This is a genomic window from Cupriavidus sp. IK-TO18 (assembly GCF_015549295.1).
Taxonomy (GTDB): Bacteria; Pseudomonadota; Gammaproteobacteria; order Burkholderiales; family Burkholderiaceae; genus Cupriavidus; species Cupriavidus oxalaticus_A.
Map to the genome: position 1 here is coordinate 287,302 of NZ_JADGMP010000007.1, position 14,700 is coordinate 302,001.

Sequence of the window (14,700 nt, forward strand, 5' to 3'; positions counted from 1 at the left end):
CACCGCTGGCGGGTCGCGTCAGCGCGGGCCGGGCAGTCACGACGAAACGCCACAAGAAACGCCACAAGAACAAGACGGAAGGGGTTCCCGGCCTGCCAGCGGCGCCGCTTCCGGCATCAGCTCGGCGGGAGGCCGGCGCGATGACGCTCTACGAACTCAAGCCCAGGTTCCAGGCATGGCTGCGCCCGGTGGTGCAGGACCTGGCCGATCGCGGCGCCACCGCCAACCAGGTCACGGTCGCCGCGGCCGCCGGTTCCCTCGCGGTCGGCGTGCTGGCCGCCATCGGCATGCTGGTGAGCGAGAGCCCGGCGCTGTTCCTGCTGTTTCCCCTCTGGCTGTTCCTGCGCATGGCGCTCAATGCCATCGACGGCATGCTCGCGCGCGAGCACGGCCAGCAGAGCGCGCTCGGTGCCTACCTCAACGAACTCGGTGACATCGTCTCGGACCTGGCGCTGATCCTGCCGCTGGCGGCGCTGCCGGACTTCGGGCTGGCGCAGGTCGGCACCTTTGCGCTGCTGGCGGTGATGGTCGAGGCCGCCGGCCTGGTCGGCCCGCTTGCCGGCGCCAGCCGGCGCTACGACGGCCCGCTCGGCAAGAGCGACCGTGCCTTCGCGGTCGGGGCCATCGCGCTGTGGGCGGGGCTCGGTCTGGGTTTCGGCGGTGCCGCTTCGTGGCTGTGGCTCGCGCTGTCCTTGCTGTCGCTGTACACCATCACCAATCGCGTGCGCCGCGGCGTTGCCGAGGCGCGTGCCCGCACCGCAGGCTGAGCCCATGGACCGAGCCGCTATCCGCCAGCCGCAGGAGCGGCATTTCCAGACCCATGACGGCCAGGCGCTGTTCTACCGCCACTGGCCGGCGGTGGAGGGCCCGGCGCGCGGCGCCGTGGTGCTGTTCCACCGCGGCCACGAGCATTCCGGCCGGGTCGCCCACCTGGCCGACGAGCTGAACCTGCCGGGCTACGACATCTTTGCCTGGGACGCGCGCGGCCACGGCCGCTCGCCAGGCGAGCGTGGCTACAGCCCCAGCCTGGCGGACTCGGTGCGCGACATCCAGACATTTACCCACCATATCGCCGAGGCGCACGGCATCCCGCTGGAGCGCACCGCGGTCATCGCGCAAAGCGTCGGTGCAGTGCTGGCCGCCACCTGGGTGCACGATTACGCGCCGCCGATCCGCGCGCTGGTGCTGGCCTCGCCGGCGTTCAAGGTCAAGCTGTACGTGCCGTTCGCGCGGCCGGGGCTGAAGCTGATGCACCGGCTGCGCGGCAGGTTCTTTGTCAACAGCTACGTCAAGGCGAAGTTCCTGACGCACGATCCCGAACGCATCGCCAGCTACGACACCGACCCGCTGATCACACGGCCGATCGCGGTCAATATCCTGCTCGACCTGTACGAGACCGCCGAGCGCATCGTCGCCGATGCCGCCGCGATCACGGTGCCGACGCAGCTGCTGATCTCCGGCGCGGACTGGGTGGTGCACCGCGGGCCGCAGGACCGCTTCTACGAGCGGCTGGGCGCGCGCACCAAGGAACGCATCGTGCTGGACGGGTTCTTCCACGACACGCTGGGCGAGCGCGACCGCAAGCTGGCGGTGGACGCGGCGCGGCGATTTATCGTGCGCGAGTTCGACACGCCGTCGGCGCCGCGCTCGCTGCTCGATGCCGACCAGATCGGCCCGTTCCGGGAGGAGTCGGACCGGCTGGCGTCGGCGCCGGGCGGGCTGGCGGCGTGGTACTGGCGCGCGGCGCGCGCCAGCCTGAAGCTCGGCGGGATGCTGTCGGACGGCGTGCGGCTTGGGCACGAGACCGGTTTCGACTCGGGCTCGACGCTCGACTACGTTTACCGCAATACGCCGTCGGGACGCGGCCCACTGGGCCGGCTGGCCGACGAGCAATACCTCGGCGCCATCGGCTGGCGCGGGATCCGCCAGCGCAAGGTCCACGCCGAAGCGCTGATCGCCCAGGCTGTGCGGCGGCTGCATGCGGCCGGCATGCCGGTGCGCATGGTCGACATCGCCGCCGGGCACGGTCGCTATGTGCTGGAGGCGCTGGACGCGCTGGACGGCGGTGCGGCCGCGGTGGAATCGATCCTGCTGCGCGACTACAGCCAGCTCAACGTCGACCAGGGCAGGGCGCTGATCGCGGCCAAGGGACTGCAGGGAGTTGCCCGCTTCGAACAGGGCGATGCCTTCGACGGCGACGGCCTGGCCGCGCTGACGCCGGCACCGACGCTGGCCGTGGTATCGGGCCTGTACGAGCTGTTCCCGGAAAACGCGATGGTGCGCCGCTCGCTGGAAGGCCTGGCGCGCGCGTTGCCGCCGGGCGGCTATCTGGTCTACACCGGCCAGCCCTGGCATCCGCAGCTTGAATTCATCGCCCGCGCGCTGACCAGCCACCGCGGCGGCGCAGCGTGGGTGATGCGGCGCCGCTCGCAGGCCGAGATGGAAGAACTGGTGCGCGCCGCCGGCTTCGACAAGGTGACCCAGCGTATCGACCCGTGGGGCATCTTCACCGTCAGCCTGGCGCGCAGGCGCGCAGCATGAGCACGCTGCCCGCTGGCGCGGCTGAGGCGGCTGCCGCGGCATCCTGCGGCGAACGTCCGTGGCGGCTGGCCTGCCTGCTGCTGGCGCTGGCCGGCGCGTTTTTCTTTTCCAGCTACGGCTTTGCCAACTGGCTTGCGAGCCAGCGCGCGCAGGTGCCGTCAGTCTATTTCGGCTGGGAGCGCGGCATCCCGTTCCTGCCGTGGACCATCATCCCGTATTGGTCGATCGATCTGCTGTACGGCATCTCCTTTTTCCTGTGGCGCACGCGCGCTGCGCTGGTCGTGCACGTCAGGCGGCTGGTGCTGGCGCAGCTGGTCTCGGTGGCGTGCTTTATCGCGTTCCCGCTGCGCTTCAGCTTCGAGCGGCCGCAGGCGGAGGGGCTGCCGGGGCAGCTGTTCGCGCTGCTGGGCGGCTTCGACCTGCCGTTCAACCAGGCGCCGTCGCTGCATATCAGCCTGCTGGTGATCCTGTGGGTCGCGTACGCGGCGCACCTGCGCGGCGGCTGGCGCTGGCTGCTCCATGGCTGGTTCGCGCTGATCGGCGTGTCGGTGCTGACCACGTGGCAGCACCACGTGATCGACGTGCCGACCGGGGCGCTGGCCGGCTGGCTGTGCGTTTACCTGTTCCCGATGCGGCTGCCGGGCGTTGCGATGGGAGTGCCCGATGCGCGCACGCGCCAGCTTTCGCGGCGCTATGGGATTGGCGCAGTCGTGGCACTGCTGTGCGCGGTGCTGGCGGTGGGAGCCTCCGTGACGCTGGCGTTCCTGCTGCTGTGGGCGGCGCTGGCGCTGGCCTGCGTTGCCCGCATCTACGCGCTGGCCGCGCCGGCCTGGTTCCAGAAGCATGCCGACGGCACGATGGCGCAGGCGGCATGCTGGGTGCTGGCGCCATACCTGCTCGGCGCGTTCCTGAATTCGCGCTGGTGGACGCGGCGCGCGCCGCAGGCCAGCCGCATCGCAGACGGCGTCTGGGTCGGCCGCTTCCCGACCGATGCCGAACTGCGCGCACTGGGCGCTGACGCCGTGCTGGACCTGAGCGCCGAATTGCCGCGCGCCGCAACCGAGCCGGGGCTGGCCTATCGCTGCGTGCCGGTGCTGGACCTGACCGTGCCGACCGCGCAGCAACTGGAGCAGGCCGTGGCGCAACTCGACGCGTGGCACGCGCAAGCGCGCCGGATACTGGTGAGCTGTGCGCTGGGCTATTCGCGCAGCGCGCTGGTGGCGGCTGCATGGATGGCGCGCCGGCAGGGACTGCGCGGCGCCCCGGCGGCACTGGCCGCATTACGTGCACACCGACCCGCGGTGGTGCTGGGGCGCGAGCACGCCGAGGCGCTGCAGGCGTGGCTCGACCAATATCCGACCCCGGAGGCTGCCGATGGCCACTGACGCCGCACACAGTGGTTCCTCCGAGGCCTGGATCGCGCACGCCGTCACCGGCGCGCTGTCCGGTGCGCTATGGATCGGCGTGGCCGGACTGGCCTTCGCGCTGGCTTCTGCCTGGCTGTCTGCCGGCCCCGCACTGTCTGCACTGCCGTTGCTGGTGGCACCGGCCCAACTCTGGCTGCTGCTGCGCGTGGCGATCGACCGGCACCTGTTCGATGCGCTGGCCGCTTCGGCCGACCGCGAGGGCCAGGCGGACCTGGCCGGACTCGACGGCGCGCTGACCGGACTGGGCTGGATCACACCCGGCCGCACTGGCCGTTCGCTGCCCGAACGCGCGCGCGGCGCGATGCGGCTGGTGCGCGCCAGCGTGGCACTGGCCGCAGTCCAGCTGTGCCTGTCCCTGCTGATCTTGCTGCTGAGGTAAACAACACCATGTGGATCGCCCGCGCCACCGCGCGCGCCATCATCGCTTTCGCCCGCCTGCTGACCGGCATGCGCGCCAACTGGCAGGGCTGCTTTCCCGCCGCGGTGCAACGCGTGTACTTTGCCAACCACAGCAGCCATGGCGACTTCGTGCTGATCTGGGGCTGCCTGCCGCCCGACCTGCGCGCCGGCACGCGGCCCGTGGCCGGCGCCGACTATTGGGACTGTTCGCCGCTGCGGCGCTTTATCGGCCGCGACGTATTCCGCGCGCTGCTGATCGACCGCACGCACAGTGATCCCGGCAGCGATCCGGTGGCACTGATGCGCGGCGCACTGGAAGGCGGCGATTCGCTGATCCTGTTCCCCGAGGGCACGCGCAATACCACCGATGCACGGCTGCTGCCGTTCAAGAGCGGCATCTACCACCTGGCGCGCGCGTGCCCGGCGGTGGAGTTCGTGCCGGTCTGGATCGACAACCTCAACCGCGTGATGCCCAAGGGCGAAGTGGTGCCGGTGCCGCTGCTGTGCACCGTGACTTTCGGCCAGCCGCTGCTGGTGGCCGACGGCGAGGACAAGGAGAGCTTCCTGTCCCGCTGCCGCGACGGCCTGCTCGCGCTAGCCCCCGAACTGGACTGATGACCATGCCGACCACGCCAACGTTGCATTGGAGCCATGAAACCTGGCTGCTGTTCGGCGGCCTGTTTGCGGTGCTGCTGCTCGCCTCCACCGTGACCGCGCTGCTGCGCTGGCGCGTGGCCGGCGGCGGGCAGCACGCGGTGATCGACAACCTCGCGCAGCGCGTCAATGCCTGGTGGTGGATGATCGGCGTCATGGGGGCGGCCTTCGCGCTGGGCCGCACCGCGGTGATCGTGCTGTTCTTCCTGCTGTCGTTCTTCGCGCTGCGCGAGTTCGTCACCATCACCACCACGCGCCGCGGCGACCATCGCGCCATCGCCGCCGCCTTCTTCGTGTTCCTGCCGCTGCAGTACGTGCTGGTCTACACCGGCTGGTATGGCATGTTCTCGATCCTGATCCCGGTCTATGCCTTCCTGTTCCTGCCGATCCTGGCGGCGCTGTCGTCCGAGACCACGCGCTTCCTGGAGCGCTGCGCCGGGGTGCAGTGGGCGGTGATGATCTGCGTGTTCTGCATCTCGCACGTGCCGGCGCTGCTGACGCTGCCGATCCCGGGCTTCGAGGGCCGCAACCTGCTGCTGATCGCCTTCCTGGTGATCGTGGTGCAGGGCAGCGACGTGCTGCAGTACGTGTGGGGCAAGCTGTGCGGCAAGCGCAAGATCGCGCCGCTGCTGTCGCCGTCAAAGACGGTGGAAGGGTTTGTCGGCGGCGTGGCCAGCGCCACCGCACTGGGCGCGGCGCTGTGGTGGATCACGCCGTTCACGCCGTGGCAGGCCGGGCTGATCGCGCTGGCGATCGCGCTGATGGGGTTCCTGGGCGGGCTGGTGATGTCGGCGATCAAGCGCGACCGCGGCATCAAGGACTGGGGCCACATGATCCAGGGCCACGGCGGCATGCTCGACCGGCTCGACTCGGTGGTGTTCGCCGCGCCGGTGTTCTTCCATATCACCCGCTACTGGTGGGTGCCCTGAGCCGCGCCTTCAGATCTCCATTTCCTCGCACCACTTGACCACCGCGTCGCGGAAGTCCTGGCAGATCGGCGACAGGTAGCCGCCGGCGCGCCACAGCACCGCCAGTTCATGCTGCCACGACATGCCCGGCCCGGCGATCGCCTGCAATCCCTGTCCCTCGGCCTGCTTCAGGATGCGCGGCGGCATGATGCCGAGCAGGTCCGAGTGCCGCAGCAACTCGCCGAACGCGACCGGCGAGGCAGTGCTTTCCACCGCGACGCGCGGCGGCGGCAGGCCCACCGAGGTGAATCGTTCTTCCAGCCACTGGCGCAGGTACAGCGAACTGGCCGGCACGGCCCAGCGCTCTTCGGTCAGGTCGGCCAGCGTACGGAAGCTGTCGCGGCGCGGATGCGCCGCGCGGCAGACGATCTGCATGGTCAGCGGCCCCAGTGGCAGCCAGTCGATGTCCTCAGGCACGCTGGCCGGGCGCGCGGCCAGGATCAGGTCCGCGTCACCGTTCTGCAGCACCGCCATCAGGCGCGCGCTCAGGTGTGTCTCGATCGAGAACACCGCCAGCGGGCGGCTGACGAAGAACTGCGCCAGCAGCGGCGACAGCAGCGACGGCACCAGGTACGGGATGGCGCCGAGCCGCACGGTGCCGGCGCGCGCCAGGCGTTGCTCGGCCAGTTCGTTGCGCAGGTCGGTCGCCGCCAGCGAAATCTTGCGCGCATGGGCCAGCAGCGTCTTGCCGACGCTGGTCGGCACCAGCCCGCGCGGAGTGCGCTCGAACAGCGGCATGCCGGCCTCGGCCTCCAGCCGCGCCAGCGTCTTGGACAGGCCGGACTGGGTCATGCCGAGCGTGTCGGCCGCGCGATGCAGGTTGCCGTGTTCGCTGACTACCAGGAAGGCTTCTAGATCCTCGAATCGCATGGGATAGGTGCCGGCCTGGCAGCGTGCGGAGAGTGCCGGCCATTGTAGCGCGGCGAGGGGGCCGCGCCGCGGCATTGACGCACTGCGCCATGCCTGGCAGGACTCGAACTGTGCCGCGCAGGAATCGATCGTGCCGCGCTGGTGCCCTAGACTGCGCTGGCATCCCTCGCATCGCCAGCGGCTGGCGAGTATCACAGAAGGGAGCCACGACAGGAGACACCGACCATGCCGACTCTTCGCTCGCGGCTGCGCGCCGCCATGCCCGCCATCGTGCTGGCCACGTTCGCAGTCTCTGCGCACGCGGCCGATGCACCCGATGCCGATCCCTATCCGTCGCGGCCGCTGACCATCGTCGTGCCGTCCGTGGCCGGCAATGTGAACGATGCCGTGGCGCGGCTGATTGGCCAGGAGCTGACCAGGACCTGGGGCCAGCCGGTCATCGTCGACAACAAGCCGGGCGCGGGCACCACCACCGGCACCAAGCACGTCGCGCGCGCCGCGAAGGACGGCTATACCGCGCTGCTGACCTTCACCGCGCACGTGCAGAACCCGTCGCTGTACCCGCGCATCGGCTATGACCCGATCACCGATTTCACGCCGGTCAGCGAGGTCGCGATCTCGTCGACCATCCTCGCCGTGTCGCCGGATTTCCCGGCGCGCACGCTGCCGGAGCTGGTGGCGCTGGTCAAGGCCAATCCCAACAAGTACCCGTACGGCTCGTACGGTGCCGGCACCACTGGCCATATCCTGGGCGAACTGTTCAAGCGCGAGGCCGGGCTGCAGATGGATCACGTGGCCTACAAGGGCGGTGTGCCGCTGGTCACGGACCTGGCCGCCGGGCATGTGAAGATCGGCTTTGTGCCGGTGGGCACGGCGATGGCGCTGCTGCAGGGCGGCAAGCTGATCCCGGTGGCCATGGCCGGGGCTGAACGTTCGGCGCTGCTGCCCGGGGTGCCGACCTTCCGCGAGGCGGGCTACAAGGGCTTCGAGCCGGATGCGTGGATGGGCCTGCTGTTCCCGGCGGGCGTGCCGAAGGCGCGGGTCGAGGCGCTGTCGCGCGAAGTGGCGCGCATCGTGCGCATGCCGGAGATCGCAAAGAAAATGCAGGACCTGAACCTGGTGCCGGTCGGCGGCACGCCGGAAGCCTTTGCCACGGTGCTGAAGAGCGACCGCGACAAATGGAGCCGCATCATCCGCGATGTCGGCATTACGCTGGAATGACAGGACTGACGATGCAAGAGGACGATTACCTGGGGCTGGTCTGCTCGCGCTGGTGCCACTGGAGCGAACTCGAACTGCAGCGCATCCCGCGCCGGCCGCTCGGGCGGGGGCAGGTGCGCATCCGCGTGCGGCATGCGGGCGTCGGGTTTGCGCTGAGCCTGTTCGTGTCGGGCAAGTACCAGCGCAAGCCGCCGCTGCCGTTCACGCCGGGCACCGAGGGGGCGGGCGAGATCCTGGAGGTGGCGCCGGACGTGACGCGGCTGCGCGTGGGCCAGCGCGTGGCGGCGGCGCTGGACTGGGGCGGCTTTGCCGAAGAAGTGGTGACGACTGCCGACACGGTCTATCCGGTGCCGGACGGGCTTGAACTGGCGCACGCCGCGGCGTTGCCGGTCACCTACGGCACAGTGTGGGCCGCGCTGGCGTGGCGCGCCGCGTTGCACCCCGGCGAGACCATGCTGGTGCACGGCGCCAGCGGCGCGCTCGGCACGGCTGCCGTGCAGGTGGGCAAGCTGATGGGCGCGCGCGTGATTGCCACCGCCAGCACCGATGCCAAGCGCGAGGCGGCACTGGCCAACGGCGCGGCGCACGCGCTGCCTGCCGATGCGGCCACGCTGGCGGCCTCGGTCAAGGCGCTGTGCCCGGCGGGCGGGGCCGACGTGGTGTTCGATCCGGTCGGCGGCGACCTGTTCGATGCCTCGCTGCGCTGCGCGGCACCGGGCGCGCGGCTGCTGTCGATCGGCTATGCCAGCGGCCGCATCCCGGAAGTGCCTGCGAACCTGCTGCTGGTCAAGAACCTGTCGATGATCGGCTTCAACTACGGCTACTACATCGGCTGGGGACTGACCGACGAGCGCCAGCGCTTCGCGCCGCGCGTGCAGCAGGTGGTCGAACAGATCATGCAGGCGGTGGCGAGCGGCAAGCTGGCGCCGCCGGTGCTGCAGCACTTCCCGCTGCGCGACTGGCTGGCGGCGGTCGACACCACGATGTCGCGCCGCGCCATCGGCAAGGTCATGCTGGATATCTGAAACGCGGAGGAAGGACCAGATGCAATCCGAACAAGACGCCGCGCTGCTCGACGGCCTGACGGTGCTCGACCTGAGCCAGGGGATCGCCGGGCCGTATTGCGGGCTGGTGCTGCGCCAGCAGGGCGCGCGCGTGATCAAGGTGGAACCGCCGGGCGGCGACTGGTCGCGCAATATGGGCCGCATCCGCGCCGGCCAGACCGCGATCGCGGTCGCGTGCAATGCCGGCAAGCAAAGCGTGCTGCTGGATGCGCGCACCGACAGCGGCCGCGCCGCCATCGCACGGCTGGCCGCACGTGCCGACGTGGTGATCCAGAACTTCCGCCCCGGCGTGGCCGAGCGCATGGGCGTGGGCTACGAGGCGCTGGCGGCGCGCAACCCGGCGCTGGTCTATGTGTCGATCACCGGCTACGGCCATGCCGGCCCGATGGCGGCGCTGCCCGCGGTCGATACCACCGTGCAGGCGGTCAGCGGACTGATGCACCTGAACCGCGACGGCGCGGGCCAGCCGCGCCGTATCCCGTTCTTCCTGATCGATCTCAGCACCGGGCTCTATGCCGCCCAGCATGCCTGCGCGGCATTGTTCAGGGCCGCGCGCCATGGCAAGGGGCGCCATGTGAAGCTGTCGCTGCTGGAGACCAGCGCTGCGCTTCAGTCGTACCTGCTGGTGGACGATGCCATGTTTCACGACGCGGAAATGGCCGCGGCCAATGCGCCGACGGGATTGTTCGCCGCAACGGACGGCATGCTCTATATCAGCATGCTCAACGACGCGATGTTCGTGCGGCTGGCACGCCTGCTGGGCTTTGACGACTGGCTCGGCGATGCCGCGCTGCGCACCAGTGCCGGCCGGTTGCCGCGCGCGGCGGAACTGAACCGGCGCGTGGCGCAGGCGGTGGCCGCGCAGCCGCTCGCGCACTGGGAAGCGCAGCTGACCGAGCATGACGTGCTGTTCGGCCGCGTCAGCCACGCCAGCGATTTCCTGGGGAGCGAGCAATGCCGGCAGGCAGGGGTCTTCGGCCGCCTGGCGCTAGAGGGGATTGGCGAGGTGCCCTGGGCCAACCTGCCGGGGATGGCAGGCATGGTGCGGCCCGAGGGCAATGCGCCCACGCTGGGGCAGCACACCGAAGCGGTGCTGGCGGAGTTCGGCATCAGCGCCTGACCCTCAGCGACTGACATTGCCGCGCGGAAAAAGAAAAACGGACGGTGCGCGATTGCGTACCGTCCGTTTCCTTTGTGCGTTGGTAGGCTCGATTGGACTCGAACCAACGACCCCCACCATGTCAAGGTGGTGCTCTAACCAGCTGAGCTACGAGCCTAGCGAAGCCGCAGATTATAGGTATGCCCCCGCGATTGCGCAAGCACCTTCGCAAACTTTCTGCGATTGTGCTGCGCGCACCGCGTCAGCATGCTTTGCATCGAGAGCTCAGGCCTGCGTCAGCCGGTCGCGCAATTCGCGCTTGAGCACCTTGCCGATGGCACTGCGCGGCAGGCTGTCGACCACGTGCAGTTCGGCCAGTCGCTGGGTCTTGCCCAGCCGCTCGTTGGCCCAGGCCAGCACGTCCTGCGCCGTGGCGCCGCTGCCCGCGCGCAGCGCGACGAAGCCCACCGGCGTCTCGCCCCAGCGCTCCGACGGCACGCCGACCACCGACACCTCGGCGACCGCCGGGTGCTCGCGCACCACCGCCTCGATATCGCTGGGATAGATATTGAAGCCGCCCGAGATGATCATGTCCTTCTTGCGGTCGAGCAGCACCAGGAAGCCGTCTTCATCGAAGCGGCCGATATCGCCGGTGCGGATAAAGCGATTGCCCTGCGCATCGTGCCATTCGGTCTCGGCGGTCTTTTCCGGCTGGTTGTGGTAGCCGTTCATCATCGCCGGCGAACGGCCGACCACTTCGCCGGTGCTGCCCGGCGGCAGCTCGCGGCCTTCGTCGTCGATGATGCGGATGTCGGCGTTCGGCGCAGGGCGGCCCACCGTGTGCAGCTTGTCGGGGAACTGGTGCGCGTGCAGCAGGCAGCTGCCGCCGCCTTCGGTCATGCCGTACAGCTCGGTCAGCCCGCCGGGCCAGCGGCGCAGCACCTCGGCCTTCAGCGCCGGGCTGAACGGCGCGCTGGTGCAGAACTTCTGCCGGAAGGACGACAGGTCGTGGCGGTCGAAGTCCGGATGCGCCAGCAGGCGCTGGTACTGCACCGGCACCAGCATGGTGTGCGTGACGCGGTGCTGCTGCGCCAGCGCCAGGTACTTGCCCGCATCGAACTTGGCCATCAGGATCGCCGTGCCGCCCAGGCCGATGGTCGGGAAGAAGCTGGCCAGCGTGGTGTTGGAGTACAGCGGCGTCGACAGCAGCGTGACGGCGTCGGTGCCGTAGCCCGTGGCCGCGCCGCGCGACACGTGCGCCCAGCGCATGCCGTGCGACTGCACGATGCCCTTGGGCTTGCCGGTGGTGCCGGACGAATAGATGATGTTCAGCGGCATTTCCGCGCGGATCTCGGGCTCCTGCACCGGCGTGCCGGCGGGGGCGAGCCAGTCCGCATACGGCTGGCCGCCATCGCTGCCATCGAGCGTGACGAGGGGCGTGCCCGCCAGTTGCGCGCGTACCGGCTGCAACGCGGCAGCGACCGCGGCATCGGTGAAGAGGATGCGCGCGCCGGAGTCCGCGACCATGCCGGCCAGGCTCTCCGCCGTGGACGATGGCGCCAGCGGTGCCACCACCACGCCCGCGCGCACCGCGCCGAGATAGACCGCGGCGTATTCGATCGACGAGTTCGCGCAGATCGCGATGGCCTCGCCCGGGCGCACGTTGTCGCGCGCCAGCGCCGCGGCGATGCGGTCCATGGCGGCGTCCAGCCCGGCATAGTCGAGCACGCGCCCGTCATGCATCAGCGCGCGCTGCGTGGGGCGTTCGGTGGCATGCTCGCGCACGAGCACGGACATGGTGGTGAAGGGGCGGGCAAGCGGCGCGGGCTGGGTGGGCTGCGTGGGCTGGTTGGGCGTCTGGGTCATGTCGGCAAGTTCATGTCGCAAGAACGGAGCGGGCGCCGGCATCGCGGCGCCCGCCGGGAAGCGGTTACTGTATCTGCGCGCCGGAGTCCTTTACCACTTTGCTCCAGCGGTTGATCTCGGCATCGATATGCGTGCGCAGCGCCGCCGGCGTGGAGCCGACCGGTTCATAGCCATTGGTTGCCAGCGAGGCCTTCAGTTCGGGCTGGCGCAGCACGGTGGCGATCTCGGTGCTGAGGCGGTCGACCACCGGCTGCGGCGTGCCGGCCGGCGCCAGTACCGCATACCAGCCAGTGATGCTGATGCCCGGCACGCCGGCTTCGGCCAGCGTCGGCACGTCGGGCGCGACCGCGGCGCGCTGGCTGCCGGTCACCGCCAGCGCGCGCAGCTTGCCGCTCTTCACGTGCGGCAGCGTGGTGGAGATGCTGTCGAAGGTCAGCTGGACCTCGCCCGACAGCATCGCCGTCACCACCTGGGCGCTGCCCTTGTACGGGACATGGGTCATCTTGATGCCCGCGACGGAATCGAACAACTCGCCCGCCAGGTGCCCGGTGTTGCCGTTGCCGGCCGAAGCAAAGGTCAGCTTGCCGGGGTTGGCCCTGGCCTCCGCGATCAGCTCCTGCACGTTGTTCGCGCGCAGCGACGAGCTGCCGGCCAGGATCATCGGCAGGTTGGCCACCAGCGACACCGGCGCGAAGTCCTTGCGGGTGTCGTACGGCAGCTTGGGATAGAGGCTGGCATTGATGGCATGCGCGGCCAGGACCATGATCAGCGTGTACCCGTCCGGCTTGGCGCGCGCCAGCGCCTGCGTGGCGATGGTGCCGCCGGCGCCGGGCCGGTAGTCGAGCACCACCGGCTGGCCCAGCTTTTCCTGCAGCCTGGCGGCCACCGGGCGCGCCAGCAGGTCGGCGCTGCCGCCGGGCGGGTAGGGGATCAGCAGCTGGATCGGTCGCGCGGGCCAGGTCTCGGCGCCGGCGGTGAACGGCACGGCCAGCGAGCCGGCGGCCAGCATGCCGGCCAGGCCTTGCACGAGCCATGCACGGCGGCCCCGGACGGGGCGCAGGGATGATGCCATCGATGTGTCTCCTTGTTGTGCGGCCGCGGGCGCGGCCGCCGTCCCATGTTGCGGGCTGGGACGCCGGTGTCACAAACGGTAAAGCGGGATGCGCGGCAGCGGAATTCTTAAATTGATAAGTCTGGCTTTTTGTAGGCGAAGCCCGGGGCGATCGTCCTGGTGATCCGCACGCCGCGCGGCTGCATCAAGGACGCCGTCCGACATGGCGCTCAGTTGGTCGGATGCGGCGGACTGAAGAAATACGGGATCAGCGACACCGCGACCAGCACCGCCGCGGACACAAAGATCGCCGCATAAGTCGATGCCACCGGCCATTGCCGCACATGCCCCGCATTGGCGATCAGCCCGAACGCCCACGATGTCAGCGCCGAGCCGAGGAACACGAAGGTATTGAGCAGCCCCAGCCCGCGCCCGCGCTGCGATGGCGGGATCAGGCCGCGGCCCTGCGCCATTACCAGCGGATGCAGCATGCCAATGGTCGACAGCAGTGCCATCATCGCCACGGCGTAGCCGATGCCGGTGTCCGGCCACAGCGCCAGCAGGATTGCCCCCGACATGGCAAAGCAGGACCAGCCGGCGATGGCGGTCTTGAGCGTGCTGCGGCGGACCAGCACCGGCAGCAGGAATGCCGTCAGGAAGCCGGCCAGGCTCAGCAGCGTCAGCGCCACGCCGCGCGGTGCCGAGCCCAGGCCGAATACCTCGGCCAGGTAGGGCCCGCTCCAGGCATTGCGGAAGGCGGTGCCGGCGGCCATGGCCACGCACAGCGGGATCAGCGTCCACAGCGGCGCCAGTTTCAGCAGCTGCGTGCTTTCCGACAGCATCGCCGGCCACGAGGCGCCGCGGGCCTCGGCATGGCCATGGTCGCGCACGAAGCGCCACACGCCATAGCAGGCCGCAACCATGCCCAGCGCCGATACCGCCATCGACGGCCGCCAGCCGATCAGCGAGATGGCCCAGCCCAGCGGCGCGGTCGCGCACAGCGAGCCGATCATGCCGGTGGCGTTGGAGCGGCTGACCACGCGGGTGTAATCGCGCTCCGAGAGCTGTTCCGAGGCGAAATGCAGCAGGCCCATGAACACGGGCGCGCACGCCAGCCCCAGCCCCACCTGCGCCAGCGTGGCTGCGGTGCCGTTGGGCGCCAGCACGAATACGATCGACGACAGCGCGCCCACGGCCAGCAGCAGCGCGGTCGGGCGGCCGACACCGTAGCGGTCGAACGCAATGCCCACGGGGATCTGCGCCACGGCGAAGGCCAGGAAGAACGACGAAGAGAGTGCGCCGTACCCCGCCGGCGACAGGCCGAAATCGTGCTGCAGCTCCGGCGCCATCACTGCCAGGCAGGAGCGGAAAAACTGGCTGAGCGCGAACGCGAAGGTCAGGATGGCAATGCCGCGCACGGCGTGCGTGGTTGCGGCCCGGGCGGGCAGGGCGTTGGCACCGGGTGGGGACCCGGGGAGGGGGGAGTTGCTGGCGGTCACGGCGTCAGTGGCGCAATATCTGCAGCGAGTGTAGAGCCTGC

13 protein-coding genes and 1 tRNA gene are annotated in these 14,700 nt (G+C 70.0%); 9 read left to right on the forward strand and 5 right to left on the reverse strand.

Translation table 11 applies throughout. The features are described from left to right. Window positions 1-140: 140 nt before the first annotated feature. Genes IPF36_RS06680 through IPF36_RS06705 form a run of 6 tightly spaced genes read left to right on the forward strand, consistent with a single transcriptional unit; the run spans window position 141 to window position 5,950 of the window. Window positions 141-767 (forward strand): CDP-alcohol phosphatidyltransferase family protein, encoded by a 627-nt coding sequence (locus tag IPF36_RS06680; protein ID WP_133096343.1) that lies wholly within the window; start codon window positions 141-143, stop codon window positions 765-767. 4 nt (window positions 768-771) lie between these two features. Next, complete coding sequence (locus tag IPF36_RS06685; RefSeq protein ID WP_195427616.1) at window positions 772-2,541, forward strand: bifunctional alpha/beta hydrolase/class I SAM-dependent methyltransferase; 1,770 nt, start codon at window positions 772-774, stop codon at window positions 2,539-2,541. Then, on the forward strand, window positions 2,538-3,926 hold the full coding sequence (locus tag IPF36_RS06690) for a phosphatase PAP2/dual specificity phosphatase family protein (RefSeq protein ID WP_195427617.1): 1,389 nt from the start codon (window positions 2,538-2,540) through the stop codon (window positions 3,924-3,926). The genes IPF36_RS06685 and IPF36_RS06690 overlap by 4 nt, the downstream gene beginning before the upstream one ends. Next, window positions 3,916-4,347, forward strand: a complete 432-nt coding sequence (locus IPF36_RS06695; protein ID WP_195427618.1) for a hypothetical protein — start codon at window positions 3,916-3,918, stop codon at window positions 4,345-4,347. Before IPF36_RS06690 ends, IPF36_RS06695 begins: the two co-directional genes overlap by 11 nt. An 8-nt stretch (window positions 4,348-4,355) precedes the next feature. After that, on the forward strand, window positions 4,356-4,982 hold the full coding sequence (locus IPF36_RS06700) for a 1-acyl-sn-glycerol-3-phosphate acyltransferase (RefSeq protein WP_133096339.1): 627 nt from the start codon (window positions 4,356-4,358) through the stop codon (window positions 4,980-4,982). Between the two features lie 5 nt (window positions 4,983-4,987). Beyond that, the gene (locus tag IPF36_RS06705; protein WP_135705391.1) at window positions 4,988-5,950 is read left to right on the forward strand and encodes a phosphatidate cytidylyltransferase; all 963 of its coding nucleotides are present in this window, start codon (window positions 4,988-4,990) and stop codon (window positions 5,948-5,950) included. A 9-nt stretch (window positions 5,951-5,959) separates the two neighbouring features. Here the strand turns inward: IPF36_RS06705 and IPF36_RS06710 are convergent, their stop codons facing one another. Further along, the gene (locus tag IPF36_RS06710) at window positions 5,960-6,859 is read right to left on the reverse strand and encodes a LysR family transcriptional regulator (RefSeq protein WP_133096337.1); all 900 of its coding nucleotides are present in this window, start codon (window positions 6,857-6,859) and stop codon (window positions 5,960-5,962) included. Window positions 6,860-7,084: 225 nt separating this feature from the next. Here IPF36_RS06710 and IPF36_RS06715 point away from each other — a divergent pair, with 225 nt between their 5' ends. The 3 genes from IPF36_RS06715 to IPF36_RS06725 are packed head-to-tail and all read left to right on the forward strand — an operon-like array spanning window position 7,085 to window position 10,264. After that, on the forward strand, window positions 7,085-8,080 hold the full coding sequence (locus tag IPF36_RS06715; RefSeq protein ID WP_135705390.1) for a tripartite tricarboxylate transporter substrate binding protein: 996 nt from the start codon (window positions 7,085-7,087) through the stop codon (window positions 8,078-8,080). Between the two features lie 11 nt (window positions 8,081-8,091). Beyond that, complete coding sequence (locus IPF36_RS06720; protein WP_195427619.1) at window positions 8,092-9,105, forward strand: NADPH:quinone oxidoreductase family protein; 1,014 nt, start codon at window positions 8,092-8,094, stop codon at window positions 9,103-9,105. A 19-nt stretch (window positions 9,106-9,124) separates the two neighbouring features. Next, window positions 9,125-10,264, forward strand: coding sequence for a CaiB/BaiF CoA-transferase family protein (locus tag IPF36_RS06725; protein WP_195427620.1), 1,140 nt, complete (start codon window positions 9,125-9,127; stop codon window positions 10,262-10,264). A gap of 80 nt (window positions 10,265-10,344) precedes the next feature. Here IPF36_RS06725 and IPF36_RS06730 read toward each other — a convergent pair. The 4 genes from IPF36_RS06730 to IPF36_RS06745 form a co-directional block, all read right to left on the reverse strand. Continuing rightward, window positions 10,345-10,421: transfer RNA gene (locus IPF36_RS06730), tRNA-Val, on the reverse strand. 107 nt (window positions 10,422-10,528) lie between these two features. After that, entirely contained in the window at window positions 10,529-12,109 is a 1,581-nt protein-coding gene (locus IPF36_RS06735; protein ID WP_135705388.1) for a class I adenylate-forming enzyme family protein, read from the reverse strand. 64 nt (window positions 12,110-12,173) lie between these two features. Next, window positions 12,174-13,181 carry a tripartite tricarboxylate transporter substrate binding protein gene (locus IPF36_RS06740; RefSeq protein ID WP_135705387.1) on the reverse strand — a complete coding sequence of 336 codons (1,008 nt, stop codon included), beginning with the start codon at window positions 13,179-13,181 and terminating at the stop codon, window positions 12,174-12,176. A 209-nt stretch (window positions 13,182-13,390) separates the two neighbouring features. Then, window positions 13,391-14,659 carry an MFS transporter gene (locus tag IPF36_RS06745; RefSeq protein WP_135705386.1) on the reverse strand — a complete coding sequence of 423 codons (1,269 nt, stop codon included), beginning with the start codon at window positions 14,657-14,659 and terminating at the stop codon, window positions 13,391-13,393. Window positions 14,660-14,700 lie beyond the last annotated feature (41 nt).

Coding starts and splice junctions, on each gene's coding strand:
- IPF36_RS06735 (WP_135705388.1), bottom strand. CDS start 12,109: ATGACCCAGACGCCCAACCAGCCCACGCAGCCCACCCAGCCCGCGCCG.
- IPF36_RS06695 (WP_195427618.1), top strand. CDS start 3,916: ATGGCCACTGACGCCGCACACAGTGGTTCCTCCGAGGCCTGGATCGCG.
- IPF36_RS06705 (WP_135705391.1), top strand. CDS start 4,988: ATGCCGACCACGCCAACGTTGCATTGGAGCCATGAAACCTGGCTGCTG.
- IPF36_RS06700 (WP_133096339.1), top strand. CDS start 4,356: ATGTGGATCGCCCGCGCCACCGCGCGCGCCATCATCGCTTTCGCCCGC.
- IPF36_RS06680 (WP_133096343.1), top strand. CDS start 141: ATGACGCTCTACGAACTCAAGCCCAGGTTCCAGGCATGGCTGCGCCCG.
- IPF36_RS06685 (WP_195427616.1), top strand. CDS start 772: ATGGACCGAGCCGCTATCCGCCAGCCGCAGGAGCGGCATTTCCAGACC.
- IPF36_RS06720 (WP_195427619.1), top strand. CDS start 8,092: ATGCAAGAGGACGATTACCTGGGGCTGGTCTGCTCGCGCTGGTGCCAC.
- IPF36_RS06715 (WP_135705390.1), top strand. CDS start 7,085: ATGCCGACTCTTCGCTCGCGGCTGCGCGCCGCCATGCCCGCCATCGTG.
- IPF36_RS06690 (WP_195427617.1), top strand. CDS start 2,538: ATGAGCACGCTGCCCGCTGGCGCGGCTGAGGCGGCTGCCGCGGCATCC.
- IPF36_RS06740 (WP_135705387.1), bottom strand. CDS start 13,181: ATGGCATCATCCCTGCGCCCCGTCCGGGGCCGCCGTGCATGGCTCGTG.
- IPF36_RS06725 (WP_195427620.1), top strand. CDS start 9,125: ATGCAATCCGAACAAGACGCCGCGCTGCTCGACGGCCTGACGGTGCTC.
- IPF36_RS06710 (WP_133096337.1), bottom strand. CDS start 6,859: ATGCGATTCGAGGATCTAGAAGCCTTCCTGGTAGTCAGCGAACACGGC.